Origin of the sequence: Bradyrhizobium sp. C-145 (genome assembly GCF_023375135.1) — a bacterium.
GTDB lineage: Bacteria > Pseudomonadota > Alphaproteobacteria > Rhizobiales > Xanthobacteraceae > Bradyrhizobium > Bradyrhizobium zhanjiangense.
Genome location: NZ_CP088150.1, coordinates 3,224,919 through 3,249,205, shown reverse-complemented (window position 1 = coordinate 3,249,205; position 24,287 = coordinate 3,224,919). Strand labels below are relative to the sequence as shown.

The window sequence follows — 24,287 nt, the reverse complement described above, 5'->3', positions numbered from 1 at the left end:
GGAGGGGATACGTTGGTGGTGCGGCGTGCGCTATGGGGATTTGAGCGCCGCGGGCGGAGCGTGCGATTGGGATCGAGCCGACGCAGCAAGCTGGCTGACGATGCCGCGGCTGATGGAAGAGCGACAGATTGCGTCGAACGCAGCAAATTGTCGGGCGATTTTAGACGACAGCTTTACATCTGAGTGCACTCTGCCGTGGCCGGTCGAGAGCCGGCGCGTGTAACGAGCAGATTTGTAGGACTTTGACGCGGTCATGAGGTGTCGATCCTGATGACGCTCTGAGGACCTGTTGGCTGGTACCGTGACGTTGCACCGCGCGCGAAGACCTCGATGACGATCATGCGACCGCCGCAGCACGGACAGCTCGGCTTGCTGGGATCGATGGCGGCAGCGGTGGGCTCATCTTGAGGTTTTGCAACGGCGAGCAGCTCACGGGCGCGGGCGATGTTATCGGCGCAAGCGCCTTTGGCGAACAGGCCGTAGTGGCGGATGCGGTGGAAGCCGCGTGGCAGCACGTGGATGAGGAAGCGGCGGATGAACTCGAAGGTCCCGAGCGTCATCTGCTTGTAGCGATCACGGCCCTCGATGCGATAGTCCTTCCACTTGAAGGTGACGCCACGCTGGTCGCAGGCAATCAGGCGGCTGTTGGCGATGGCAACACGGTGGGTGTAGCGCGACAGATAGGCCAGCACTGCCTCGGGACCGCCGAACGGCCGCTTGGCGTAGACGACCCACTCGGCCTTGCGCAGCGGGGTGAGGTAAGCTGCGAAGGATTGCGCCTCGGCGAGGTGGGCGTAATCGCCGAAGAAGCTGAGGCGGCCGGCTTGGTGGGCAGCGACGAGCTTCTCCAGGAACACGCGCCGGAACAGGCGGGAGAGTACGCGCACCGGCAGCAAGAAGCCCGGCCGGCACGATATCCAGCGCTTATTGTCCAGCGAGATGCCGCCGCCCGGCACGATCATGTGCACATGCGGGTGATGGGTGAGCGCCGAGCCCCAGGTGTGCAGCACGGAGGTAATGCCGATCCTGGCCCCCAAATGCTTCGGATCGGCGGCGATCGTCAGCATGGTCTCGGCCGAGACCTTGAACAAGAGGTCGTAGAGGACGGTCTTGTTCTGGTAAGCGATGTCGGCGATGGCCGCCGGCAGCGTGAACACCACATGATAGTACGGCACCGGCAGCAGCTCGGCCGCGCGGTCGGCAAGCCATTCCTTCGCGGCGGCGCCCTGGCACTTCGGGCAGTGCCGGTTGCGGCAGGAGTTGTAGGCGATGGTCGTATAGGCGCAGTCCTCACAGCGCGCGACATGGCCGCCGAGGGCTGCCGTGCGGCAGCGCTCGATCGCCGACATCACCTTGAGCTGGTGGAGGCTGACATGGCCGGCATGGGCCTTGCGCCATGCCGGGCCATGGTCGCGGAAGATATCCGCAACCTCCAAAGCCGGGCGCGACACCGCTTTGGCGTCAGCCGGGCGGCCGGATCTCCTTGAGTTTGAGCGCGATGTGCTCCAGCGGGCTCATGACCTCGCTGATCGTCTTGGTCGCGACGCGGGTATACAGCGCCGTGGTGTCGAGCTTGGCATGACCGAGCAGCACCTGGATCACGCGGACATCGATGTTCTGCTCCAGGAGGTGGGTAGCGAAGCTGTGCCGCAAGGTGTGCAGCGAGACGCGCTTGTTGATCTCCGCCATTTGCGCAGCGGCGTGACAGGCGCGATTGAGCTGGCGCGTGGTCATCGGCTGCGCCGGATCGCGTCCCGGGAACAGCCAACCCTGCGGACGCGCCGCCTTCCACCAGGCCCGCAGCAGGTCCAGCAGGCTCGGCGATAGCATGACGTGACGGTCCTTGCCGCCCTTGCCCTGCTCGACGCGGATGATCATGCGCTTGCTGTCGATATCGGAGACCTTGAGCGAGACCACTTCAGTGGCGCGCAGGCCAGCGCCGTAGGCCACGCTCAAGGCCGCCTTGTACTTCAGCCCCGGCGCGGCATCGAGCAGCCGCGCCACTTCCTCGACGCTGAGCACCACCGGCAGCTTGCGCGGCTCGTGAATGACATGGGTGTGTTCGACGATCTCGTGGCGCTTGAGCGTGACCCGAAAGAAGAACCGCAGCGTCGAGACGGTCTGGTTGATGGTCGGCACGCCAACGCCGCTTGCCGTCAGATGTAGCTGATAGCGGCGCACGTCCTCGAAGGTCGCCGTATCCGGCGAGCGCCCGAGAAACGCGGCGAAGTTCTTGATTCTTTGCACGTAGTCATGTTGGGTCTTCGGCGCGAGCTTGCGGATCGTCATGTCCTCGATCATGCGCCGGCGCAACGGGCTCATTGCCTCGTCGGTCATGGGGATGCTCCTGTCTTGGATGAAGGTTGCGAACCCCTCATCTCAAGACAGGACGCCCCGTCGCGCTATCGTCTTGGCTGTGTCGCCAGCCCCGGGGTCCTACCGCGCGAGCGGTTTAGTCCTCTGGCCCTAAAGCGAAGGTACGGCGCCAGGCGCTGAGGTCGGCTCACGGTGACACAACGGACGGGATTTGCTTGGTCGGAGTTCTTCGCAGTTTGACCTGAGCGGCCGATGCGCAGCTTCGTGCTGAGCAAAAAGTTTTAGCTTAGCTGATCGACCAGCGAAGACCATAGGACCCATGGCTCGTCTCCATATGCAGGGTCCTCAATTGCAGTATGGACCATGACGATCTTTGAGGCAGGATCAACGCAAATATATTGGCCCTTGTATCCCAGAAGTGCGAACTGACGCCTGTCGCCAGGAAACAGCCACAAGAAGTAGCCGTATCCAAATCTTTTCGTCGCCCTTCCAGGGAGAAGATAGCCATCCGAAGCTCGAACCGTCGTCGCGTCGATGATCCATTGCGCCGGCACGATTTGCTTGCCCTCCCATGTACCATCATGCGCTAGCAAACGTCCGAGACGGGCGTAGTCGCGCAGCACGGCATTGAAGCCGAAGTGACTGAGTTCAAATCCTTCCGCGTCTATCAACCAACTAGCATCTGCTTCTGTGCCAATCGGGTCCCACACCTTCTCTCGCAAATAGTCGGATGCCGGTTTGTCGACCGCGTGGTGAAGCACCATACCGAGCACATCGGGTTCCACGCTGGCGTAGTAAAACCTTGTCCCTGCTGGTGCGATGCGACGATTGAATTGCATGATGCTTTCCACCGTGCCGATCTTGGTGCCTGAAAAGGCAATCCCCATCCCGTTCCACAGGCGATTTAGATCACGACCTCCATCTCTCGTTTCGCCAAAATCAACACCTGAGGACATGTGCAGAAGATCGCGGATTGGCGTCCTGCCGTATTCGCTGCCCTTGAAGCCCGGCACATAGGTCTCGGGGATATCATCGACTGACTTGATGGCGCCCTCGGAGATGGCGACGCCGATCAACAGGCTGGTTATGGACTTGACCATCGATTGCGATACGAACCGATCTTGATCAGTTCGCGCGTACTGATAGCGTTCGAAGATTATCTCGTCGTCCTTGGCGATGAGCAGGCCAGTGACCGGATTGCGTGACATATAGTCGAGCGGCGAAAACCGGCTTCCCTGAAAGTTGTAGTAGACGTCTGCCCTTGAACACTTGAACTTCCACGGCGTAACAGCTCGCTTGATGAGTCGAGTTCGATAAATTTGATCGATATGAGTGAATGCAGCGACGCGGTATTTTGGCTCCCAAGGGTCGCCGTGTCTTCGCGCCTCCAAAATGTCGGGAAGCGGATAGTCATCGCTCGCGCCGTAAAGCTCCGCGTTTGGACCTGTTGGGGAGAAGATCGGACCGGGGCAGTCCTGCGTCCCGCCAGGAGAAACTGGCTCTGCGGTTGCGGGGATACAACCGGCTACCGTACATGCGACTGTAGCGGCCAGCGATGAAAGAGCCTTACGACGCGAATATTGCTGTGACATGAAGTCTCGCACAGGAACCGCCCATAAGTAGAAACCTAATTGGGGAAAAACTTCAAGGAGTATGTCTCTTGTTGGCCCATACCGGCGAAATTCGACGTTCGTTCATCTGTCGGCTGGCGCGGGTAAACCGGACCTGACCAAGCAGCGACCGATCGACGTGAATGACCCCGAATCGGACGTTTGGCAATCCGACAAGAGACGTCGTGCGGGAAACGTCGAACAACTCGCTGCAAACAGAAGGGATGGCCCGCAGTTCAATGCAGCCTCACCCCCTCCATCCGGCCTTACTCAGACCGTCGACGAGATGCGCGTGGTCTTCTGGACGAAACCACGGGGCTCTGTTGCGGACATACATATCTAAGGCCCCCGGTGCGCGCGAGACGGCCTTTTCCAGTTCTTCCTTCGCTTCCGCTGTGCGGCCAAGCTGGCCCAGCGCCGCCGCGGACCAGCGGTAGATCATCGGAAAATTCGGATACGACCGGATCAGACGTTTTGCGGCCTCGATCGAAGCCTCGTATTCGCCGCAGAAATATAAACCGCACGCAATGTGCAACAAGCGGACTGCCAGATAGGGATCGCGGGGATCGAGCCTGATACACACGTTGAGAGACGTGACCCCCTCCTTGTGCCGTCCGGCAAAGATCAGCGTCGCGCCTCGATGGCCATGCGCGATCGCCAGATTTGGACTCATAGAGAGAGCTCGCTCGATCTCCGCCAACGCATCGTCAGCCTCGCCGCGTGCTTGCAAGGCCCAGCCAAGGCACGAACGGGCTTCGGCATCGGCACCATCGAGCGCGACCGCCCGGCGGGCCAAGGCCTCCGCCGAGTGTTGCGCGTCTCGCAGGCCAATCTTCTGGTAGAGCGCGGCCGCTTGCAGCTGGTACAGAGCGAGCGCGCTGTAGCTGCCGCTGAAGGTCGGGTCGAGATCGATCGCCTGTCTGAAGAATTTCTCGGCGCTCTCATCGTCCTCTGCGGTCGCTTTGCTCAGATGCCACAGGCCGCGCTGATAGGCGGCCCAGGCATCAAGGCTGCCCGGCGGCCTGCGCATGGCGCGTCGGAGCTCGGCGTCTGCAATGGCGGGGGCGAGCGCAGTCGTCAGCGCTTCGGTAAGCTCATCCTGCACGGCGAAAATATCTGCGAGGTCGCGGTCGTAGCGCTCGGCCCATACATGATTGCTGGTCGCCGCCTCTATGAGCTGCGCGGTCACGCGGATCCGGCTGCCGGCCTTGCGCACGCTACCTTCAAGCACGTAGCGGACGCCGAGCTCGCGCCCGACCTGTCTCACATCAACCGCTCGCCCTTTGTAAGTGAACGACGAGTTCCGTGCGATGACGAACAATGAGGGATAACGCGATAACGCCGTGATCACATCTTCGGCGATACCGTCGGAGACGAATTCCTGCTCGGGGTCGCCGCTCATATTGGTCAGCGGCAGCACGGCGACAGACGGCTTGTCAGGCAACGCGAGCGCCGGAATCTCGCGTTTGGGCGTCGCAGTCCGCGGGCCCGGGTCGATGATGATGCGGTAAACGTGGACGGGCCGGGCGATGTTCTTCAGAGTTTGCTCACCCGCTTCCTCAACGTCGAACGGCACCTTGTCGCGCGCGTGATTGAAGACAGTCTGAGAGATACAGATGCCGCCGGGTTCGGCGATGCTCTCGAGCCGGGCCGCAATGTTGACGCCGTCTCCAAAGATGTCATGGGCTTCGACGATGATATCACCGATATTGAGCCCCACACGGAAGAGAATGCGCCTGTCTTCCGCGTCGTCGCAGGTAAGTTCGTTGATGCGGGACTGAAACTGCATGGCAGCCCGCACCGCTTCGACCGCACTTGGAAACTCAGCCAAAAACCCGTCGCCGGTGTTCTTCACGATGCGGCCGCCGTGCTGCGCAATTGCGGGCTCGACACCTCCGGCGAGAAGGGCCGTCAGCTTGGCGTGTGTCGCCTCTTCGTCATTGTGCATGAGCCGAGAATAGCCGGCCACGTCGGCGGCCAAGATCGCTGATAATCTTCGCTCGACTCGGACCCGCTCTTGCACCATGGCCGCACCAGGCCCCACCAACCCACCATACTCTAAACGGATCAGAGCGCAGCGCCAAACGCGCTTTGACGTTTCGGTCATGCGCTAAGTTGAAACGTCAACTGTGCTGACCCGGGGTGCGCCTGAGCTGACCCGCGGTGCGTACCAAATAGAGATCGAGTCCGGGCCGCCAATGTCGCCTTCTGGACCCGTAGCCGACATTGCGCGGCCCCTGAAGCAGTGATTCCGGCCCGGCCGAAGACCGGGGACAGTATGGCTGCAGCGTGGTATCATTCCCACTGGTAGGCAGCTCTCGGGGGCGAGGCACATGCCAGCCAGGGTCGGACGACGGGAATTGATAGCCGCGCTTGGGGCCATCACTTGGCCAGTGACCGCGCGGGTCAGCAACCTATGCCAGTGATCGGTGTGTGTAGCTCCAGGCGTGGGGAAAGCACGCCTTGCTTATCGGACGCGGAGACCATCCGTTGCAGCGACCTTGCCAGAGGCGGGAAGGTCAAGGTGCTTCCTCAGTAACGCTTATTGCGCAGAGAGAGGAGAGCGTCGTGGCGGGCATCAGTCGGCGAGAACTATTCAAGATTTCCGGCGCGGGTCTTATGGAGGCAAGGTTCGGCGGCCTCGCAGCGCTCCTAGCTTCGGGAGGCGCCCCCGCCTACGCGCAGGAGAGGACCGTCCATTGGCTTCGCCCGTCCAGTTTCGTGCCGGCGGCGGACGTGCTCTTAAAAGGTGAAATCACGAGAGAATGTCAGAAGGCGCTTGGGATCAAGCTCACGGTCGAGACGATTAACGCGAATGACGTCCAGGCGCGCATCACTTCCTCGATCCAAACGGGATCGGGCCCCGACATCGTACTCGTAGTTAATAATTGGGCGCATTTGTATTCCGAGAGCCTGGCCGAAGTCGACGACGTGGCGGAGGAACTTGGCAAGTCTCAAGGCGGCTTTTACGAGACCTCTCGCTTAGCTGCATACGACGGTAAGCGCTGGCTCGCCATTCCTTTCAACATCACCGGCATTCAAATAGCCTACCGGAAATCGTGGTTTGCCGAGGCCGGTTATGCGAAGTTCCCGGAGACGTGGGAGCGGTATCGCGAAGCTGGCAAGAAGCTCAAGGCTAACGGCCGTCCTATTGGTCAGACGCTCGGTCACGCCTTCGCAGACGCCCCGAATTTTGTCTATCCATACCTCTGGTCTTGGGGTGGCAAGGAGGTCGAGCCGGACGGCAAGACGGTCTCGCTCAATAGCAAGGAGACGCTCGAAGCTGTCAAGTTCATGGTGGCGTTCTGGAAGGACGCCCACGACGAGGGCGGACTTGCCTGGGACGACACGAGCAACAACCGCGCCTTCCTCGGTGGCACAATCTGCGCGACGAATAATGCCGCTTCCATTTACCTTGAAGCTTTACGCAAACCGGATGCGTATCAGACCGAGGCCGGCAGGCCGATCAAGGACGACATCCAGCACGCACCGCTGCCGGCAGGTCCAGCTGGGCAGTTCAGCTTCCATACCCCCGCCTCTAACATCGTACTGCGTTATTCGAGCAATCAGAAGCCGGCCAAGGAGTTCATGCGCTGGATGAGTTCCAAACCGATCTTTGAAAAGTACTTCATTACGCAACAGGGCTTCAGTGTCGGCCCCACGACTGATTGGGAGAAGCATCCGCTGTGGGACAAGGATCCGGTCATGCTTCCGTTCCGGTCGGCAGCACGAACTGGCCGGCTAATGGGCTATGCGGGGCCATCAAGCCGTCAGGCGGCGGAGGTGCTGAACAAGTACATTATTATCGATATGTTCGCGAAGGCCGTGCAAGGGATGCCAGCCGAAGATGCGGTGAAGTGGGCTGAAGCTGAATGCCTGAAGGCATATGCCTAGCCCTTGACTACACCGCTGACCTGAATGCCCGCTTCTGGCCCCAAGCTGAACAAAGAACGAGCCACCGCCATGTCGGCTGTCTGCGGGAGGCCGGACGTTGCACGGAGGTTGCGGTGACCGCCGCTCATGACCCCGATTGTGCCTGTAGTCATACCGTTCGGGGCAGGAATACAACCGACGGCTCGATCTCGATAAGGAACTCGTCCCTGGCGAGGCTCGTTACTCCGATCCAAGTTGTGCACGGTGGATTGTCACCAAATACAGCCTTGAGCGCGCGAGATATGGTGTCACCTTGGTGCAGGTGGGTTTGCCTAATATAAATCCGTAGCGATCCCACATCATCAAGTCTGGCACCAACGGAAGCTAGGGCCACGCTGAGGTTTTCCAAACTCTTTTCTAATTGGCGTCCAATGTCGCCAGTACCGACGATGTTTCCATTCGAATCCCACGCGACTTGACCGGAAATGTGTATCGCGTGCCCTAAGGGCGTGGAAGTAACGGCCACCTGAGCAAAACCGAATTTCCGACTGTCAAAAAGCTCGGTTGGAATTTTCATAGATCGGGTCATTACAGCTCCCTAGTTGGGTCAGATCACGGCGTTGTAGCCGACAATTCTAACCAACGCTTGCTCAGGGAGCACTTCCGTTTGTGGCCCGTGGCTGACTTCCGCTCTCGGCCTCTCAGGGGCCGCTTCCGAGGGCTGAGCGGAAAGCCATCGTCGAGACGCCGAGGGCAGCCTTTGACCCGAAGCCGACTGTTCCTCAAATTTTAGCATTTCGCCGAGTGTACAGTTGACTTGACCAGCGTACGATAGGCTGCGGTTTGCAGCGAGTCACCGATGCCAGTTTGTACACTCGGCACACGTATCGCCGACGCAAAGACCAAGGACGCCATTGCCTTTGCGAAGTCCTTCGACCGATGTATCGAAGTGATTTTCGATGTGGTGGATTGCGTCGTCTTCCCACCCGTACGGGTCATCGCGCAACGGGAGCTGCCGAAGGGTATTCCCTAGGTTCACGACTGCACCGTCAACCGGACGGAACGTCGGCGCTCAAAAATAACTCTGCAACGTGCCGCACCGCCGGATGTCGAGGGTGGCGCAATGGAAGGCTCCGCCAAATGCGGCATAGTGCAAGAACTCGCAGGGAATGGGCTCGAATCCCCAATTCTCCAACGCACGCATCGTTGCGGTATGATGCGGATCGACGATGACTCGCTTCTCGTCCACCATCAGCACGTTCATGTTGAGCCATTTCCCACATAGCGAGGTAATCCTGAGCATAGGATCGGTTATCAGCTCGGGCTCCGGGGCCACGAGGATGTCCCATTTTTTCAAGACGGCCGGAAGTTGGTCGGCGTCAATGTATTCGGGATTGATCAGAATCTTGCCGGGGCCAAGCGGCAGAATGGTGGTATCGATGTGCATCGGAGTGGGACAGCGACTCTTGATTTCATGAATGCGATAGCCGTCGCCAAGATGCCGACGCAGCCATTCAATGCCGGACGCATTGGTTACGTTGCTGCGGGTCACGAACAGGTCGCGCCCGCAGCGAAAGAAATCGGCGGCGTCAAAGACCGGTTCAAATTCGGTGAGGATGTACGAGATCGGCTCGCCTTTCTCGGGCACGTGAAACTCTGGATCGAACAGCTCGTTCGTCAGCTGCGGCCTGGGCGCGGCGGTCCAGCGCGCGCCACGTCGGAAATAGTCCTTCAGGATCGGACGATAGGAGTGCGTTTCGAAGTAGCGACATGGCCAAACCATCGGCGTTTCAATGATCTCCCCGCCAATCACAAGCAGGCTGTCGCGCGGGCAGGAATTGCAGAAGCCCCACGAGGACCATTCCGGCGTGCCGAAGCGCTTCTTGTGGTCGACCGCTTCCGGCCGCTTTACCACGATGCCCAGCGATTGTAGCAGAGCGACAAAGTGGTCAAGCTCGCGCTGCGCAGGTTCAATCATGATCTTTGGGTAATGGAAGCCTGCGAGCAGCGACTGCGCTCGCGCAGCCATGCCCGGAATGTTGCAGGTGACAACCGGATGGTCGGAGGGGATTGCCGCACCCTCGAGCCTTCCGACTATCACTTCCTCTAGCGGGTCCCACTCGTTGTGTGAGTTCACCGGAGCAGCTCGGCTCGCTGGGTCGGCATCCGCACTGTCAACGCGCGTGACCATGTCCATGCATAAGGCCCTCGTGCGCTACAACAGCCGCTGGCCCCAGAGGTTCCGAAGGTCGGACCACCGTGTGCCGGTCAATGGCAGAATCCCGGATGTCGCCTATGGCCCGTAGCTGACTTATTCCTTGCCTTTGAGCTAGGACCGCCTTTGAACCCGAGCCGAACAACGCTGAAGCTATTGTGATGTCAGCTGTCGACGGTAAACGGGACGCGGGGCCGCGGTTACCTCGACGGCCGCTCGTGACGCCACCAAGACTTCGGCGCGGAGCTTTTGTCTCGCATCTTGCGTTTAGGACCGCGGCGGCCCTTCGCTCGGCCCGGCTGCCTCGTCATGGATCGTGACACCCGCCGACCGCAACCCGGTCAGCAGTACAGTTCTTACAAAGGCAGGATCGAATCCAATATCCTTGGCGTTTGGTGGATGCGCCTCGCTGCCCTTCAATCGGAGCGCCAAGTGCAATTGCTCGCAAAGGTGCTGAACGACAAGATTGACCTGATCGTCAGTCATGATCTGCTTTTCCCGCTACCATTTTGCTACCCAACTAGATAGCACAGATGGAAATAGAGCGGTACGCGATTGGACCGTCCCAAGGATCAACCCCACGAGACTGCCCATGGCCGGGCTCCAAAATCGTCCGCCGATCGGCGCAGACCGGAAGTGACTAGCGGGCAGCTAGGCGTGTACCCATAAACCCAGCGGCGTGGTGCGAAGGCAAGTCTGCTTTGCCCCTATAGCGGCCGAAGTTGTGCGGCACCGCAAAAAGTAGCGATGAGCAGATGCGAGAGCTAGCGTCGCGGCGTTCGTCCGCGTATACGGTCGAAGCCCTGCTTGATCGCTGCGAAGCGCTTGTCGATGAACGGTTCGTGCTCAGTATCGGTGAAAATATAGGGCCAGTCGTTTTCGATGGCCTCGCGAACCAGTTCGCCCACATAGAGCGGATCAATGCCGTTGTTGATCCGTTCCTGCAATGCCCTGATGAACTCGGCGCGGGGTCCTTCTGTCGGCGGAGGATTGCCGACAGCTCCAGCAAATCGCTGCGGCACATTGCGCCGAGAGTTCATGATCTGCGTGCGGATGACGCCCGGACACAGAACGGATACCCCAATCTTCCTCGGCGCGAGCACGTTACGCATCCCCTCGGACAGCGCCACCACTCCATATTTGCTCACATCGTACGCCGGACTTGGTCCCGTAATCAGTCCGGCGACGGACGCCGTGGAAACAACCTGCCCTCCTTCGCCGTGCGCTTCGATCAGCGGACCGAAAATCTCGAAGCCCCAGATCACCGACATCAGGTTGACGCCGAGGACCCAGTTCCAGCCAGCATCAGTCCACTCACCATAGGTGCCGCCGCCGCCCACGCCCGCATTGTTGACCAATATGTGGATTCTGCCATACCGCGCGACGGTCGCGTCCGCTGCCGCCTGAAGTTCGCCTTTGAGCGAGACGTCAGCTTTCACGCCATCGACATCGACGTTGGTCCGTGTCTTCAGGTCCGCGACCGCTTTTTTCAGCGCCTCTTCCTCGATATCGCAGAGCATGACCTTCACGCCCGCCTGTGACAGCGCGGTCGCGATCCCCAGTCCGATCCCCGAGGCAGCGCCTGTCACGAATGCGGTCTGTCCAGCCAAGTCTCTCATGCGCTTTCCACCTTGCTTTCACTCAACAAATTCGCCCGCCACACGGCGGCGCCGAGTGCCACAATGAACTCGCGTCGTCTCACGTCCCGCGCCCCTGCGCCAAGCCTAGAAATAACCGATCGCTAGTTTCAAACTAACACATTGGAAATCGGCTGTGGCTGAGAGTCCGCGTCCTAGAACGATGCTTTTGACCCAGAGCCAGGCCTTTGACAGAGAGCCCACCTTCTGAGGGTTACGGCCCATGGCCCAGCTACGGCTCATGGCTCTCGAGCTTGCAGTCATCTTCGAGATCGACGCCGCACTGCTCCCACACGTGGGACTCTTGAACGTTTGCCGTTGGTTCTTTCCAACGCCTTCTGCACCCGAGCGCTAAGGGTTCGAAGCTCCGCAAGTTGAGAATTGAGCGACCAGACACGTTGGTGCAGAATGACCATGCGGTCGCAGACCCCATCACGACTACTCATTTACGAGCCCCTAGAACTACAATTGCCAAAAAATGCTGACGTTGGGCCGGAAATAAACGGGACTTTCAGGCCAACGGTAGCATCGTTTCGCGTACAAGATGTGAAACGGTACACACACGACAGAAAATGTACTCCACGCTCGGATACCGACCGATATGGCCCCCTTCTTCTGCCAAGTGTTCAATTCGCATGGGGGATGAGATGGATCGACATCCCCCCGTCATAAATCCGTAATCCTCGAGCAGCGCAGCGCACGCAGACGTCCGGCTACTTCTTTTTTGGGGTCAACCAATCCTCGTCTTCCAGGGACGGTGCTTGCTTCTGCTGCTCCAGGATTTCCCTGTACTCCTCGGGGATGACCTGACTGCGCGACGTCTCGTGCAGCGTCTGCGGGAACCAGGTCGCAATGCCGGGGAAAGCGATCATAAGCGCAACGCATAATACCTGCAGGATCATGAACTGGAACATGCCGGCATAAATCGTCGCGAGACTCCAGCCCCTGACCACCTGCTTGAGATAGTAGGCCGACATGGCGACCGGCGGCGACAGAAAGGCGGTTTGCAGCACCACCGCGACCAACGCGCCGAACCATATGAGGTCGATGCCCATGCCCTTCACAACGGGATAGAAGATCGGCAGGAACACCAGGACGATGGCTGGCCACTCAAACGGCCAACCCAGCAGAAAAATGAGAAAGAGCACGACAATCAGCATGAAGCTCGGCGGCAACTGCAGGCCGAGCATCGTCTCGGTGATCCAGTTCGCCGAGCCGAGGCGAGCGAACACCGCACCGAAGATGTTCGATGTGACCGCCAGCAACAGGACCATGCTCGACGTCGCCATCGTCGAGGTCAGCGCGCGCTGCAGTCCGGCGAACGAGAACCTGCCATATGCGATGGCCAGCACCAGAGCGCCGACGCTGCCGATGCCAGCGGCCTCTGTCGGCGTCGCAAGGCCCCCGATGATCGAGCCGAGCGTCGCCGTGATGAGCCCGAGCAGCGGCAGCGTGCCGACGACCACCTCGCGCGCAATGTAGCCAACGGAGTAGATCCGCTCATCCTTTGGCACCGGCGGCCCTAGTTTGGGATTCAGGAAGGCGCGGCCCATCAGATAGACGATGTAGATGCCGGCCAGCAGGAAGCCCGGCCCGAAGGCTGCAGCATAGAGATCGGCGACCGACACCCCGAGCACCGGGCCCATCACGATCAGCATGACCGACGGGGGAATGAGAATGCCGAGCGTGCCGCCCGCCGTGATGGTGCCCGCTGAAAGCTTGGCGTCATAACCCGCCTTGGTCATGATCGGCGAGGCCATGATGCCAAGAACGGTGACGGCTGCGCCGACGATGCCTGTCGCCATCGCGAACACGGTCGAGGTCAGGATGACGACGAGGAAGAGTGCGCCGCGCACCGGCGCGAGCATCATGCGGAACGCCGTAAAAAGGCGTTCCATGAGCCCCGCCTGCTCGGTGATGAAGCCCATGAAGATGAACAGCGGCACAGCGGCGAGGAGTTCTTCCTTCATCATGCCGATGGTCTGGAAGTAACCAAGCTCGAAGACCGTCGCTCCCATGCCCCAGTAGCCGAACGAAAAGGCGAGAAAAAGCAACGTGAATGAGATCGGCACACCGATGAAGATCGCGCCGAGCAGCACCAGCAGCATGACGACGCCGATGAGCGCTTCTGCGGTCATATCTCGACCTTCTCCTTGTGCTCGAGCTCGACGCCGGTGCGCGCCATGTAGATGCTCTTGATCAGTTCGGACACGCCCTGAATCAGCAGCAGGAGGCAGGCGAACGGCACGATGAACTTGAACGGCCACAGCACGGGCCGCCACGGCGTCTGGTCCGAAGTCTCGTTGATCAGCCAGGCGTAGTGAAATTCGTTCCAGCTGATCAGGAACAGCATGATCAGGCTCGGGAAGAAGAAGACGACATAGGAGATCGTATCGATCCAGCCCTTCCTGCGGATCGAGAACTTCTCCCAGAAGAAGTCGGTGCGGATATGAGCGCCCTTGTGCAGCGCGTAGGCGGCGCCAAGCATGAATAGCGAGCCGTACAGCATGTATGTTGCGTCGTAGACCCATATGGTCGGCGCGTTGAACAGGTAACGCGCCCCAACCTCGTAAGCGACGGCCAGGACCAGCGGCACCGACAGCCACGAGATGATCGTGCCGGTCCGGTCCGTGAAGCCGTCGATGATCCTGATTATGGCCAGCAATGCCGGCGGCTGCCTGCCTGTTATCTCAGCCATCCCTCGCCCCTTCCCTTGACCGTCCGGGCGGCGCATTTGCGGCGCGACGCAGAGCGGGCGCATGAGCCGCATCAATGGAGGGCGGCCTGAGCGGCCGCTCTCGGAGGAAGCTCTATTTCTCGAGAGGGAAGTAGTAGTTCGCCATGAAGGAGTACGGCGGGAAATAGGACCGCTTGTACGGCACCACGGCGCTGGCATAGGCCTTCTGCGAGTCGTGCACCTTCTTGAAGAACGGGTTCTTGGCGCTCTCGGCCGCCGCGATCTCGTCCCACTTCTTGATGAAGGCCAGCAGGATCTCCGTCGGCGTGCGCAGGATCTGCACGCCGTGCTTCTGCTGCATCTCGATCAGCGCATCGGCGTTCTGGCGCTGCCACTTGGTCCACCAGACCAGGAATGTCTCGTTGGCCGCCGACTTGATGATCTCCCGATGCTGCGGGCTGAGCTCCTTCCACACATCGCCGTTGATGACGATTTCGCCGATCGTCACGTTCTCATGCAAGCCAGGCGAATAATGGTACTTCCAGACGTTGTGGAAGCCGAGCTGCAGGTCCTCGATGCCGCCGACCCATTCTGCGCAATCGATCACGCCGCGTTGCGCAGAGGGAATGATTTCTCCGCCCGGCATGTTGACCACCGTGAAGCCGAGGGCCTGCCACACTTCGCCGGCCATGCCAGTCTGGCGGCATTTCATGCCCTTCATGTCCTCGACCGTCTGGATCGGCTTCTTGAACCAGCCGAACGCCTGCGGCCCCGCAGGCAGGATGGGGAACACGACGAGGTTGAGCTTGAGCTCCTTCTGATAGAACTCATTGTATAGGTCGAGGCCGCCGCCGTGATAGAGCCAACCCATCACGTCCATGAAGTCCATGCCGAAGGTGCCGCCGGGACCGCCGGTGAACAGGATCGCGGCCTTGTTCTTGCCGGTCCAGTAGCCGGCCCACGCATGCGCTCCGTCGAGCACCCTCTTGTGGGTTGCATCCAGCACCTCGAACGCCGGCACGACCTGGCCAGCGGGCATTGCCTCGATCTTCAGCGCGCCAGCCGACAGCTTGTTCACCCGGTCGGCGAAATAGGTGAAGTTGTCATAGAGCGTGAGCGACGCCGGCCATGTGGCCTGCATCTTCAACACTTTCGTCTGTGCGATGACTGCAGTGGTGGATACGACAAACGCCGAAGCGATCAGGGCAACGGCGACTAACCCCAGAAACATGCGTTTCATGAGCCATCTCCTCCCTTGGACGACGTGACCGGGGCGATCGCTTTTTCTTCGTTGTTCTTGGTCGCCTAACTTCAAACCACGTCTGCCACCATTCTGCCACCATGGCAGCAAGTTGTCATCTTGCTTTCTAGCCGCAGCAAGCGTCAGGTTACCGCAGCGTGGCGCCTTCTTGCGTCGGCCGCGCCGACGGACGTACCGCTGCTTGTTGCACCGTGGCCGATATTCATGCCGACGAAGCCTTGAATGATGATCTCGGAGTCTCTCGGGCGGAGCTGCCTGCTCTATTTGTATGTTGTCCGCCGATGTCCGCTTTGCGTGCGCTCTCGGCTCTAAGATTGAGATGCAACCGTTCGCGTCAGCATCGGAAAATGCTTGTTGCCGCCTGCGAACGGCGGAAACTGAACGAAGTCCGCGCGCATGCGCTTGATCACGTCGGAGCTTAGCGCGCGCGAGAGGGCCGCCGGGCTGTCGAACACCAGCTTGTTTCGCTGCATGTGCTCGACCCGCCGCGACGGCAGCCGGTCGACCCAATCGATCCGGGTATAGATCTCGATCTGGCGGACGTCCGGGAAGGTCCGCATGATCGACGGGTGATGCTCGAGATAGTGCAGATGCCAGGCGTTGATGTCGTCCGCCGGCCCGGGATAGTGCACGAGGTAGCTGCACGGGGTGGTCGTGCCGGGGGGATGCGCGGCGACATCGACCGGAAAGGGGCGTGTCAGCATCACTTGGTGTGTGACCTCCAATCCGGTGAGGCTCGATAGTCCGCCGCCGGTTGCGAGGCTGGCGAGCGCTCCGTCGCGCCCCAGCGCAGCTTCGCAAGCGAACAGATCCGGAAACCGCAATTGCAGCGCGAAGGTTGGCCCCGGACCGTCGGCCTTGTAGGGATGATCGACCGACTGCTGCAGCGGCGTGAACAGCAGGCCCTCGGTCATCTCGGTGACTGCGCCGACCAGTACTGCGACGGCATCCAGTGCGTCTGATGCGACGCGCCGTCCGCCCGTCGGGTCGACGAATGTCATGAACAAGGAGATCATGATGGCGCTGCTTCAATTTCCTCATCGACATTCAGATGCGCGACAAGCGCAGCCCGAACATCGTCGGGCCACGGAATGGCGTGGTGATCCACCAGCGAGGTTGCGGCAAGGATCTGACGGGCACGCCAGCGCATGCCATCCGAGCCCGAGACGACATGAGCCAAATGCAGCGATGATCCGCCCACCCGGCCGATGCGCAGCTTGAACGTCAAGAGATCGCCGAACATCGATGGGCGGGAGAAATCGCAGGTGAGATGCACCGTGGGCGTGCCGATCAAGCGGAGCCTGATCAATCCGGGCCAGGGAAATCCGATCGCCTCCCAGAAATCTTCGACGACTCCGTTGAGCATGTTCAGATAGGCCGGGAAGTAGGCGATTCCGGAGGGATCGCAGTCCGCGAACCGCAGCTTGCGGTCGAACGAGAACGCCGTCATCAGATCGCGACGACGGGGTGCCGGATGACACCGACGCCGTCGACCCCGGCCTCCACCACGTCGCCCGGCCACAGCCATTCCTGCGGAGTCATGCCTGCGCCCACCCCTTCCGGCGTTCCCGTCGCGATGATGTCGCCCGGCTCCAGCGTCATTCCGGACGAAATGTCGGCAATCAGGGCCGGAACATCGAAGATCATGTACTTGGTGTTGGAGTCCTGCTTCGTGACCCCGTTCTTCGTCAGCCACAGCCGCAGGTCATGTGGATCGGCAATCTCGTCCGCCGTCACGATGCAGGGGCCGAACGGCGCATAGGTGTCCATGCCCTTGGAAAAGATCCACTGCCCAGCCCGACGATTGTCGCGCGCGGAAATGTCGATCATCACCGAATAGCCGAACACGTGGTCCATCGCCTTCTCGGCCGCGATGCGCGTCGCGGTCCTGCCGATGATGACGGCAAGCTCGACCTCCCAGTCGAGCTGCTGCGTCATCTTCGCATTGTGCTGGATCGCCGCGCCCGGACCGATCACGGAGGTCGGCGGCTTGGAGAACACGACCGGCTGTTTCGGCAGATCCTTGTCCGTGTCCAGGCTCTTGGCGGACTCCGCGACATGCGCGCGATAATTCAGCCCGATGCCGAAGATGTTCTTGCGGGGCCGCAGGATTGGCGCCTGCAGCCTCACGTCCTCGAGGGGAACGGCAGCGCCGGCCGGCAGGCGCCCATTGGCGCTTTCGAGGCCATCCTTGAGCGCCGGCAACAGCGTCGCGTTGTTGTCGATGAATGAGAGCATGTCGTTCGGCCATGCCAGACCGCACGATGCGCCGAGGCGCTCGACATCGACGACCAGCCCGTTGACGAGCACTCCAAGGCGGGTACCGCCGGAGCCGAAGGTATAGGTCACGAGACGCATGGAAGCTTGATCCGACTCTTTCCGTTGAAATTCTGGGCGAGCACGTGACGTCAGGCGGCTGCCGGCTGATGGCCGGCATTGTCGCCATAGGCTTCTTCCCGATAGAGCCCGAGACCTTCGATCACAGGCAGGTCATTGAAGCAGAACAGGCAGGCGTCCTCGCTCGCGGAGGCATTGCCGTGCTCATGCCAGGCCCAGGACGGAACGCAGAAGATATCGCGCTCCTGCCATTCGAAGCGCTTGCCTGCGATGACGGAATAGCCGCTGCCCTTGGCGACCTGGTAGATGAAGCTGCCGGTGTGCCGGTGCGATGTCGTCGTCTCGCCCGGCCGCAGCATCTGCATGCTCGCGCCGATCGTCTGCATCACGTGCCCGCCGGTGACCGGATTGACATAATTCATGAGGATGCCGTCGTAAGGCGAGCCGTCGGTCGCAGCCGCATATTTCTGCAGGGCTTCGTAGGTCGGCTCCCACTCATATTTGAACATCGGCGAATAGCCCTTCGACCACGGCGCGTTCACCGGGCGAAGCCCGGGGTTGCCCCAGGTCTTAGTCATGTCGTCGACGGGATAGCCGGACTCTTCCTGCTGGATGTTGGGATGCACCACGAAGAAATTGGCTTCGAGCGCGTTGACGAGCGGGATGTCGAGCCCGTCCTGCCAGATGCACACCGAGCCGCCGGCGTCGACTCCGTGCTCGTGCCAGGTGCCGTTTGGTGTGAGCACGAAATCGCGGGCTCCTAACGTCATCTTGTGGCCGTCGACGACGGTGTAGGCACCTGAGCCTTCCATGATGAAGCGCAGGGCCGAAGCCGAATGCGCGTGGGCGGAGGCGACCTCGCCGGGATGCATGACCTGCAAGCCCGAATAAAGCCAGCCGACCGCTGCCGATACGTCGCGACGACCGGGATTGTTGAGATAGATCACCCGGCGCCCGGCTTTTTCGGGAGAGACCAGCTCGACCGATCGCAGCACATGTTCGCGCAGATCGCCGTACCGCCAGAGCACGGGAACGGACGCCGATTGCGGCTGCCATGGCTCGATCTTGTTGGCGACCGTCCACAAAGCACCAGCTTCGTATTTCTCGAGATCTTTGTAGTAGGCCTTGAGCTCCGGAGTGTCCTCGACATTGGCCCGGCCGATCACGTTGTCCCGCATCTCATCCTCCAAGTCCTGTGGCGTCTTAGGGCGTTCGTTGGATCGAAGCGTGCCATCCATTGATGGCCGTCGCCAGGGATCGACCATCCAGTTCCAAAGGGAGATGGCCGGGAACATCGTCGTGGAAGGCCAACGAGATTTGCGCCGGCTTGTCGGCCATTGCGCTCGCGCTAAGATGCCGAGATGAAGCCTGCATGGCGGCAGCCTTGACGCGAGGCAGCTTGAGCATCGGCCCTACCCTGTCACTGGTCACGACCGCGCCCGAACTGGGATGGCGGCATGTCCGGCGTTGACTTACTTCATATGTAAAATTATGGTAATGCATATTTCTGGAGGACGCAATGGCTGAACGGTCTTTCGCTCGCGAGGTCGAAGATCTCCGGCTCGGCGCGGGCGACATCTTCCGCGGCGAAGGCATCCTCGCCATCACCAAGGCGCTGCTGCAATCCGGTGTGGCCTATGTCGGCGGCTACCAGGGCTCGCCGATCTCGCATCTGATGGACGTGCTGGCCGACGCCAAGGACGTGCTCGACGATCTCGGCGTCGTGTTCCAGAGCTCGGCCAACGAGGCGGCCGCCGCGGCGATGCTTTCGGCATCGGTGATGTATCCGCTGCGGGGTGCGGTGGCCTGGAAGTCAACGGTCGGCACCAATGTCGCCTCCGATGCGCTCGCCAATCTCGCCTCCGGCGGCGTCACCGGCGGCACCATGATCATCGTCGGCGAAGATTACGGCGAAGGCTCCTCCATCATGCAGGAGCGCACCCACGCCTTCGCCATGAAATCGCAGATGTGGCTGCTCGATCCGCGGCCCGACCACGAATGCATCGTCAACCTGATCGAGAAGGGTTTCGAGCTCTCGGAATGCTCGAACACGCCCGTGATGCTGGAAGTTCGCGTTCGCGCCTGCCACATGCATGGGAGCTTTGCCTGCAAGGACAATGTCAGGCCGGCGCACACGATCAAGGACGCGCTCAATAATCCCAAGCGCGACGTCGGCCGCATCGTGCTGCCGCCGGCGGCCTATGAGCATGAGCAGGAGAAGATCAAGACGCGCATGCCCGCGGCGATCGGCTTCATCCGCGACAACAAGCTAAACGAATGGATGGGACCGAAGCGCGGCAAGGTCGGCATCATCATGCAGGGCGGCATGTACAACAATGTCATCCGCGCGCTGCAATATCTCGGGCTCTCGGATGCCTATGGCAATACGCAGATCCCGCTTTACGTCATGAACGTCACCTACCCCGTGATCGACACGGAAGTTGCGGAGTTCTGCCTCGACAAGGACGCCGTCCTGATCGTCGAGGAAGGCCAGCCGGAATATCTGGAGCAGGCGATCAATACCGTGCTGCGGCGCAAGGACATCCAGGCGCGCGTCCACGGCAAGGACGTGCTGCCGATGGGCGGGGACTACACCGCGCAGGTGCTGCTCGGCGGTGTCAGGGAATTCCTCGAGAAGACGGAGCCGAGATTGCTCGGCAACAGGCCGCCGGCACCGGATGCCGTTCCGGTGCTCAATCATCCGGCGGTCGAGAAGCTCAAGCAGGTCGTGCCGGCCCGGCCGCCGGGCCTGTGCACCGGCTGCCCGGAACGGCCGATCTTCGCCGCGATGAAGCTGGTGGAAGAAGAACTCGGCGAGCACCACGTCTCGGCCGACATCGGCTGCCATCTGTTCTCGATCCTGCCGCCCTTCAACATCGGTGCGACGACGATGGGCTTCGGCCTCGGTCCGGCCTCGACCTCCGCATTCAACGTCAAGGCCGATAAGCGCTCGATCGCGGTCATGGGCGACGGCGGTTTCTGGCACAACGGGCTGACCAGCGGCATCGGCAACGCCGTCTTCAACAAGCATGACGGTGTATTCGTCATCGTCGACAATTTTTACACCTCGGCAACCGGCGGCCAGGACATCCTGTCGTCCCGCGCGGTCAACAAGCGGCGCAAGACCAACAATTCGATCGTGCAGGCCGTGAAAGGCATCGGTGCCCAATGGGTGCGGCAGATCGACCGCACCTATGACGTCGGCAGGATGCGCGACACGCTGAAGGAGGCGCTGACGACGAAGGATGAGGGTCCCAAGGTCATCGTCGCCTCGTCCGAATGCATGCTGAATAAGCAGCGGCGCGTGAAGCCGCAGACGAGCAAGGCGATCAAGGACGGGCTGCGTATCGTCAAGGAGCGCTTCGGTGTCGATGAAGACGTCTGCACGGGCGACCACGCCTGCATCCGCCTGTCGGGCTGCCCATCCCTCTCGGTGAAACAGCTCGACGACCCCCTGCGCGACGATCCGGTCGCCGCGATCGACAATTCCTGTGTCGGCTGCGGCAATTGCGGCGAGGTCGCCGAGGCCGCCGTGCTGTGTCCCTCGTTCTACCGCGCCGACGTCATTCACAATCCGACCCGCTGGGACAGGTTCAAGTCGAACATCGCGATGACGGTGATCGGCTGGCTGCAACGGCGGCGCGAACGCCGCCGACCGGCGCTCGAGGCGCTGACATGAGAGACGAGACGGTTCGACTTGCGCTCCCCGCGGCCGGCGAAGCGACCGAGCGCCCGATCTCGATCGCGATCCTCGCCATGGGCGGCCAGGGTGGCGGCGTGCTGACCGACTGGATCGTCCAGCTCGCGGAGAACCACGGCTGGGTCGCGCAGTCGACCTCGGTGCCCGGCGTCGCGCAGCGGACCGGCGCCACGATCTACTACATCGAGGCGATGCCGCCGCTCGATGGGCGCAAGCCGATCCTGTCGCTGATGCCGACACCCGGCGACGTCGACGTCGTGATGGCGGCCGAATTCATGGAAGCTGGACGCTCGATCCTGCGCGGGCTGGTGACGCCGGACCGCACCACCCTGATCGCCTCCAATCACCGGTCCTTTGCCATCGACGAGAAGATCGCGCCGGGCGACGGCATCGCCGACGACGGGGCCGTGCGAGGGGCGATCGGTGTTGCCGCCAAGAGCGAAATCATCTTCGACATGAACGCCCTGGCCATCGCACATGGCAGCGTCATTTCCGCTGCGATGTTCGGCGCGCTCGCCGCCACAAGCGTGCTGCCGTTCGACCGCGACAGCTATCTCGCGGTAATTCGCGCCGGCGAGAAGGGGGCCAAGGCGAGCGTTGACACCTTCGAAGCCGCTTTTGATCGCGTCCGCATCGGGGCGCCCGATGTCGCCGCAGCCCCCCGGCCTGAGAAAAACAAGCAAAGCCCCTCGCCTGCGCCCTTCGATCCCCGGCTGGCCAAACTACTCGAACGGCTCAAACACGAGCTGCCGCAGCCCGCACGCGACCTGGCCCACGCCGGCCTGAAAAAGGTGGTCGACTTCCAGGACATCGCGTACGGCGCCGAATATCTCGACATTCTCAGTGGGCTGCACGCCGCCGATCGCAGCGCCGGTGGCGCGGACAGAGGCTTTGCCTTCACACGGATGGCTGCAAAGTACCTCGCCAATGCCATGACCTATGACGATGTCATTCGCGTTGCCGACCTCAAGACACGCTCGGCGCGCCGCGCGCGGATCGAGGGCGAGCTGGAACTGGCGCAAGGTCAGGTGCTGCAGACCACCGAATTCATGCACCCCCGCATGGAGGAGGTCATGGGGGTACTGCCCGCGGGCTTTGGTCGCTGGCTCGAGACCAAGCCGCGCCTGATGGGATGGCTCGATCGCCGCGTCAACAAGGGACGCCGGGTGCGGACCTATTCGCTGCCCTGGTTTCTCGCGCTCTATGTCGTGGGCGGTCTCCGGGGCCTGCGCCGCCGCTCGCGCCGCCACGCCATTGAGACGGCGCATCGCGACGAATGGCTCAAGGCTGCCACCGAGTCGGTCCGCACCAATTACCAGCTCGGCGTCGAGATCCTGCAATGCCGCCGGCTGGTCAAGGGCTATTCCGATACCCACAGCCGCGGCCTGTCGAAGTTCGACAGAACGCTGGCTGCGATCACGCTGGTTGCGCAGCGCGAGGACGCCGCCGACTGGGCGCGCCGCCTGCGGGAGGCGGCGCTGAAGGACGGCCCGGGCAAGCAGCTCGACGGCGTGATCCAGACCATCAAGAGCTTCGCCTCATGAGATTGACCTTAGCGCCGGATTGCCGTTCAAGCTGACGCGGGTCAGAATCGAGCTGCTTGACTGCGATTCCCGGTGCGCTAATCGGGGCTGACGATCTTCGGAATACCTCCGCCAGACGAACCGGACCCCTGGTCACGCAATGCCGGCAGCACTGAAAGAGAACACCGTTCCCCTCGGGCAGATCGAGACCCGGCTCTGGCTGCAGCTGCTGTCGCTACACGGTGACATCTTCGCGTCGCTGAACGCGCTCCTGAACTCGGAGTTCGGCTTGTCACTGGCGAAGTTCGACGTGCTGGCCCAACTCGACCGCGACAGGAACGGCCTTGCGCTCGGGCAGTTGTCGCAGAACCTGAAGGTTTCCGGCGGAAACGTCTCGGGTTTGGTGCAGCGTCTCCTGGCCGACGATCTCATCAGCAGGGAAATGTCCAGCGAGGACCGCCGGTCCTTCATCGTCCGCCTCACGCCGAAGGGCGAAGCCCTGTTCCGGAAGGCCGCCGACATGCACAAGAGACATCTCAGCCAAAGGCTCGAGACCATTTCGGCCGGCGAACTGGACACCGCGCTGTCGGTGCTGCGGTCTCTTTCGGCAAAAATTCGTACCCAGAGCAAGAAGCAAAGTCGCAAGAAATAATGGCGAGAGAATCCAAGAGCAGGTGGAAATCCGGCCCGCCGCGATCAAGGGACCAGCTGCAAGCCTACATCCCCTATCTGTTCAATCGGCTGGCAAATCGCTGGAACCTCGACCAGAACCGCGATCTCAGCGAGCACGGCATCAACAACGTCGTGTTTCGAACACTGTCGATCCTGTTCATCTACAAGACTCTCACCGTCAACGAGGTCGCGGTTCTCGCCGTGACCGAGCAATCGACCGCCAGCAGGATGGTCGAGTCGATGGTGTCCTCGGGTCTCGTCAAGCGCGAGATCGCCGAGGACGACCAGCGCCGCCGGGTGGTGGCGTTGACGCCGGACGGCGAGGCGCTGCTGCGCAAGATCTGGCCCATCATGGAAAAGAACTATGAGCGGCTGACCGCCGGCATCGATCCGGACGAGATCGAGATCTGCGCGCGGGTGCTCGCCAGGATGGTCGAAAACATCAAGCAGAACCAGATCTGATCCA

At 61.3% G+C, this 24,287-nt stretch carries 21 protein-coding genes; 6 read left to right on the top strand and 15 right to left on the bottom strand.

Features of this window, described 5'->3' with window-relative positions; genetic code table 11:
* Positions 1-251: 251 nt before the first annotated feature.
* The 4 genes from LRP30_RS14975 to LRP30_RS14960 form a co-directional block, all read right to left on the bottom strand.
* Positions 252-1,451 (bottom strand): IS91 family transposase, encoded by a 1,200-nt coding sequence (locus LRP30_RS14975; protein WP_249757957.1) that lies wholly within the window; start codon positions 1,449-1,451, stop codon positions 252-254.
* 10 nt (positions 1,452-1,461) lie between these two features.
* Positions 1,462-2,337 carry a site-specific integrase gene (locus LRP30_RS14970; protein ID WP_249757956.1) on the bottom strand — a complete coding sequence of 292 codons (876 nt, stop codon included), beginning with the start codon at positions 2,335-2,337 and terminating at the stop codon, positions 1,462-1,464.
* A gap of 260 nt (positions 2,338-2,597) precedes the next feature.
* Complete coding sequence (locus LRP30_RS14965; protein ID WP_249760824.1) at positions 2,598-3,908, bottom strand: serine hydrolase; 1,311 nt, start codon at positions 3,906-3,908, stop codon at positions 2,598-2,600.
* A 265-nt stretch (positions 3,909-4,173) separates the two neighbouring features.
* Positions 4,174-5,907, bottom strand: a complete 1,734-nt coding sequence (locus LRP30_RS14960) for an adenylate/guanylate cyclase domain-containing protein (RefSeq protein ID WP_249760823.1) — start codon at positions 5,905-5,907, stop codon at positions 4,174-4,176.
* Positions 5,908-6,494: 587 nt separating this feature from the next.
* Here LRP30_RS14960 and LRP30_RS14955 point away from each other — a divergent pair.
* The gene (locus LRP30_RS14955) at positions 6,495-7,820 is read left to right on the top strand and encodes an extracellular solute-binding protein (protein ID WP_249760822.1); all 1,326 of its coding nucleotides are present in this window, start codon (positions 6,495-6,497) and stop codon (positions 7,818-7,820) included.
* A gap of 148 nt (positions 7,821-7,968) precedes the next feature.
* Here the strand turns inward: LRP30_RS14955 and LRP30_RS14950 are convergent, their stop codons facing one another.
* Positions 7,969-8,376 carry a Rid family hydrolase gene (locus LRP30_RS14950; RefSeq protein ID WP_249760821.1) on the bottom strand — a complete coding sequence of 136 codons (408 nt, stop codon included), beginning with the start codon at positions 8,374-8,376 and terminating at the stop codon, positions 7,969-7,971.
* Positions 8,377-8,658: 282 nt separating this feature from the next.
* Here LRP30_RS14950 and LRP30_RS14945 point away from each other — a divergent pair, with 282 nt between their 5' ends.
* Positions 8,659-8,832 (top strand): hypothetical protein, encoded by a 174-nt coding sequence (locus LRP30_RS14945; protein WP_249760820.1) that lies wholly within the window; start codon positions 8,659-8,661, stop codon positions 8,830-8,832.
* A 39-nt stretch (positions 8,833-8,871) separates the two neighbouring features.
* On the opposite strand, the gene LRP30_RS14940 is transcribed toward LRP30_RS14945, so the two are convergent.
* The 10 genes from LRP30_RS14940 to LRP30_RS14895 all read right to left on the bottom strand — a co-directional run bounded on the left by LRP30_RS14940 (position 8,872) and on the right by LRP30_RS14895 (position 19,104).
* Complete coding sequence (locus LRP30_RS14940) at positions 8,872-9,996, bottom strand: amidinotransferase (RefSeq protein ID WP_249760819.1); 1,125 nt, start codon at positions 9,994-9,996, stop codon at positions 8,872-8,874.
* A gap of 285 nt (positions 9,997-10,281) precedes the next feature.
* Positions 10,282-10,500, bottom strand: a complete 219-nt coding sequence (locus LRP30_RS14935; RefSeq protein WP_128934719.1) for a hypothetical protein — start codon at positions 10,498-10,500, stop codon at positions 10,282-10,284.
* A gap of 278 nt (positions 10,501-10,778) precedes the next feature.
* A complete protein-coding gene (locus LRP30_RS14930) occupies positions 10,779-11,633 on the bottom strand; it encodes an SDR family NAD(P)-dependent oxidoreductase (RefSeq protein ID WP_249760818.1) in 855 nt (284 codons plus the stop codon).
* Positions 11,634-12,364: 731 nt separating this feature from the next.
* Complete coding sequence (locus LRP30_RS14925) at positions 12,365-13,789, bottom strand: TRAP transporter large permease subunit (protein ID WP_249760817.1); 1,425 nt, start codon at positions 13,787-13,789, stop codon at positions 12,365-12,367.
* The gene (locus LRP30_RS14920) at positions 13,786-14,349 is read right to left on the bottom strand and encodes a TRAP transporter small permease subunit (RefSeq protein ID WP_091887550.1); all 564 of its coding nucleotides are present in this window, start codon (positions 14,347-14,349) and stop codon (positions 13,786-13,788) included. Before LRP30_RS14920 ends, LRP30_RS14925 begins: the two co-directional genes overlap by 4 nt.
* Before the next feature lie 112 nt (positions 14,350-14,461).
* Positions 14,462-15,568, bottom strand: a complete 1,107-nt coding sequence (locus tag LRP30_RS14915; protein ID WP_249760816.1) for a TRAP transporter substrate-binding protein — start codon at positions 15,566-15,568, stop codon at positions 14,462-14,464.
* A 329-nt stretch (positions 15,569-15,897) separates the two neighbouring features.
* Positions 15,898-16,605, bottom strand: coding sequence for a hypothetical protein (locus LRP30_RS14910; protein WP_249760815.1), 708 nt, complete (start codon positions 16,603-16,605; stop codon positions 15,898-15,900).
* On the bottom strand, positions 16,602-17,039 hold the full coding sequence (locus tag LRP30_RS14905) for a thioesterase family protein (protein ID WP_249760814.1): 438 nt from the start codon (positions 17,037-17,039) through the stop codon (positions 16,602-16,604). The genes LRP30_RS14910 and LRP30_RS14905 overlap by 4 nt, the downstream gene beginning before the upstream one ends.
* Positions 17,039-17,947: a fumarylacetoacetate hydrolase family protein gene (locus tag LRP30_RS14900; RefSeq protein WP_128945444.1), complete on the bottom strand. Its 909-nt coding sequence runs from the start codon at positions 17,945-17,947 to the stop codon at positions 17,039-17,041. Before LRP30_RS14900 ends, LRP30_RS14905 begins: the two co-directional genes overlap by 1 nt.
* Before the next feature lie 50 nt (positions 17,948-17,997).
* Positions 17,998-19,104, bottom strand: coding sequence for a cupin domain-containing protein (locus tag LRP30_RS14895; RefSeq protein WP_249760813.1), 1,107 nt, complete (start codon positions 19,102-19,104; stop codon positions 17,998-18,000).
* A 341-nt stretch (positions 19,105-19,445) separates the two neighbouring features.
* On the opposite strand from LRP30_RS14895, the gene LRP30_RS14890 reads away from it, so the two are divergent.
* The 4 genes from LRP30_RS14890 (at position 19,446) to LRP30_RS14875 (ending at position 24,283) form a co-directional block, all read left to right on the top strand.
* On the top strand, positions 19,446-21,605 hold the full coding sequence (locus LRP30_RS14890; RefSeq protein ID WP_249760812.1) for an indolepyruvate ferredoxin oxidoreductase subunit alpha: 2,160 nt from the start codon (positions 19,446-19,448) through the stop codon (positions 21,603-21,605).
* Positions 21,602-23,170 (top strand): indolepyruvate oxidoreductase subunit beta family protein, encoded by a 1,569-nt coding sequence (locus LRP30_RS14885; RefSeq protein WP_249760811.1) that lies wholly within the window; start codon positions 21,602-21,604, stop codon positions 23,168-23,170. Before LRP30_RS14890 ends, LRP30_RS14885 begins: the two co-directional genes overlap by 4 nt.
* Positions 23,171-23,309: 139 nt before the next feature.
* Complete coding sequence (locus tag LRP30_RS14880) at positions 23,310-23,801, top strand: MarR family transcriptional regulator (RefSeq protein ID WP_249760810.1); 492 nt, start codon at positions 23,310-23,312, stop codon at positions 23,799-23,801.
* Entirely contained in the window at positions 23,801-24,283 is a 483-nt protein-coding gene (locus tag LRP30_RS14875; protein WP_128934731.1) for a MarR family winged helix-turn-helix transcriptional regulator, read from the top strand. The genes LRP30_RS14880 and LRP30_RS14875 overlap by 1 nt, the downstream gene beginning before the upstream one ends.
* Positions 24,284-24,287 lie beyond the last annotated feature (4 nt).

Bases quoted from the DNA above. Each gene is read 5' to 3' on its own strand.
- LRP30_RS14965 (WP_249760824.1), bottom strand. From the start codon at position 3,908: ATGTCACAGCAATATTCGCGTCGTAAGGCTCTTTCATCGCTGGCCGCT.
- LRP30_RS14875 (WP_128934731.1), top strand. From the start codon at position 23,801: ATGGCGAGAGAATCCAAGAGCAGGTGGAAATCCGGCCCGCCGCGATCA.
- LRP30_RS14880 (WP_249760810.1), top strand. From the start codon at position 23,310: ATGCCGGCAGCACTGAAAGAGAACACCGTTCCCCTCGGGCAGATCGAG.
- LRP30_RS14925 (WP_249760817.1), bottom strand. From the start codon at position 13,789: ATGACCGCAGAAGCGCTCATCGGCGTCGTCATGCTGCTGGTGCTGCTC.
- LRP30_RS14950 (WP_249760821.1), bottom strand. From the start codon at position 8,376: ATGAAAATTCCAACCGAGCTTTTTGACAGTCGGAAATTCGGTTTTGCT.
- LRP30_RS14935 (WP_128934719.1), bottom strand. From the start codon at position 10,500: ATGACTGACGATCAGGTCAATCTTGTCGTTCAGCACCTTTGCGAGCAA.
- LRP30_RS14890 (WP_249760812.1), top strand. From the start codon at position 19,446: ATGGCTGAACGGTCTTTCGCTCGCGAGGTCGAAGATCTCCGGCTCGGC.
- LRP30_RS14945 (WP_249760820.1), top strand. From the start codon at position 8,659: ATGCCAGTTTGTACACTCGGCACACGTATCGCCGACGCAAAGACCAAG.
- LRP30_RS14920 (WP_091887550.1), bottom strand. From the start codon at position 14,349: ATGGCTGAGATAACAGGCAGGCAGCCGCCGGCATTGCTGGCCATAATC.
- LRP30_RS14910 (WP_249760815.1), bottom strand. From the start codon at position 16,605: ATGATCTCCTTGTTCATGACATTCGTCGACCCGACGGGCGGACGGCGC.
- LRP30_RS14940 (WP_249760819.1), bottom strand. From the start codon at position 9,996: ATGGACATGGTCACGCGCGTTGACAGTGCGGATGCCGACCCAGCGAGC.
- LRP30_RS14905 (WP_249760814.1), bottom strand. From the start codon at position 17,039: ATGACGGCGTTCTCGTTCGACCGCAAGCTGCGGTTCGCGGACTGCGAT.
- LRP30_RS14970 (WP_249757956.1), bottom strand. From the start codon at position 2,337: ATGACCGACGAGGCAATGAGCCCGTTGCGCCGGCGCATGATCGAGGAC.
- LRP30_RS14900 (WP_128945444.1), bottom strand. From the start codon at position 17,947: ATGCGTCTCGTGACCTATACCTTCGGCTCCGGCGGTACCCGCCTTGGA.
- LRP30_RS14885 (WP_249760811.1), top strand. From the start codon at position 21,602: ATGAGAGACGAGACGGTTCGACTTGCGCTCCCCGCGGCCGGCGAAGCG.
- LRP30_RS14895 (WP_249760813.1), bottom strand. From the start codon at position 19,104: ATGCGGGACAACGTGATCGGCCGGGCCAATGTCGAGGACACTCCGGAG.
- LRP30_RS14915 (WP_249760816.1), bottom strand. From the start codon at position 15,568: ATGAAACGCATGTTTCTGGGGTTAGTCGCCGTTGCCCTGATCGCTTCG.
- LRP30_RS14930 (WP_249760818.1), bottom strand. From the start codon at position 11,633: ATGAGAGACTTGGCTGGACAGACCGCATTCGTGACAGGCGCTGCCTCG.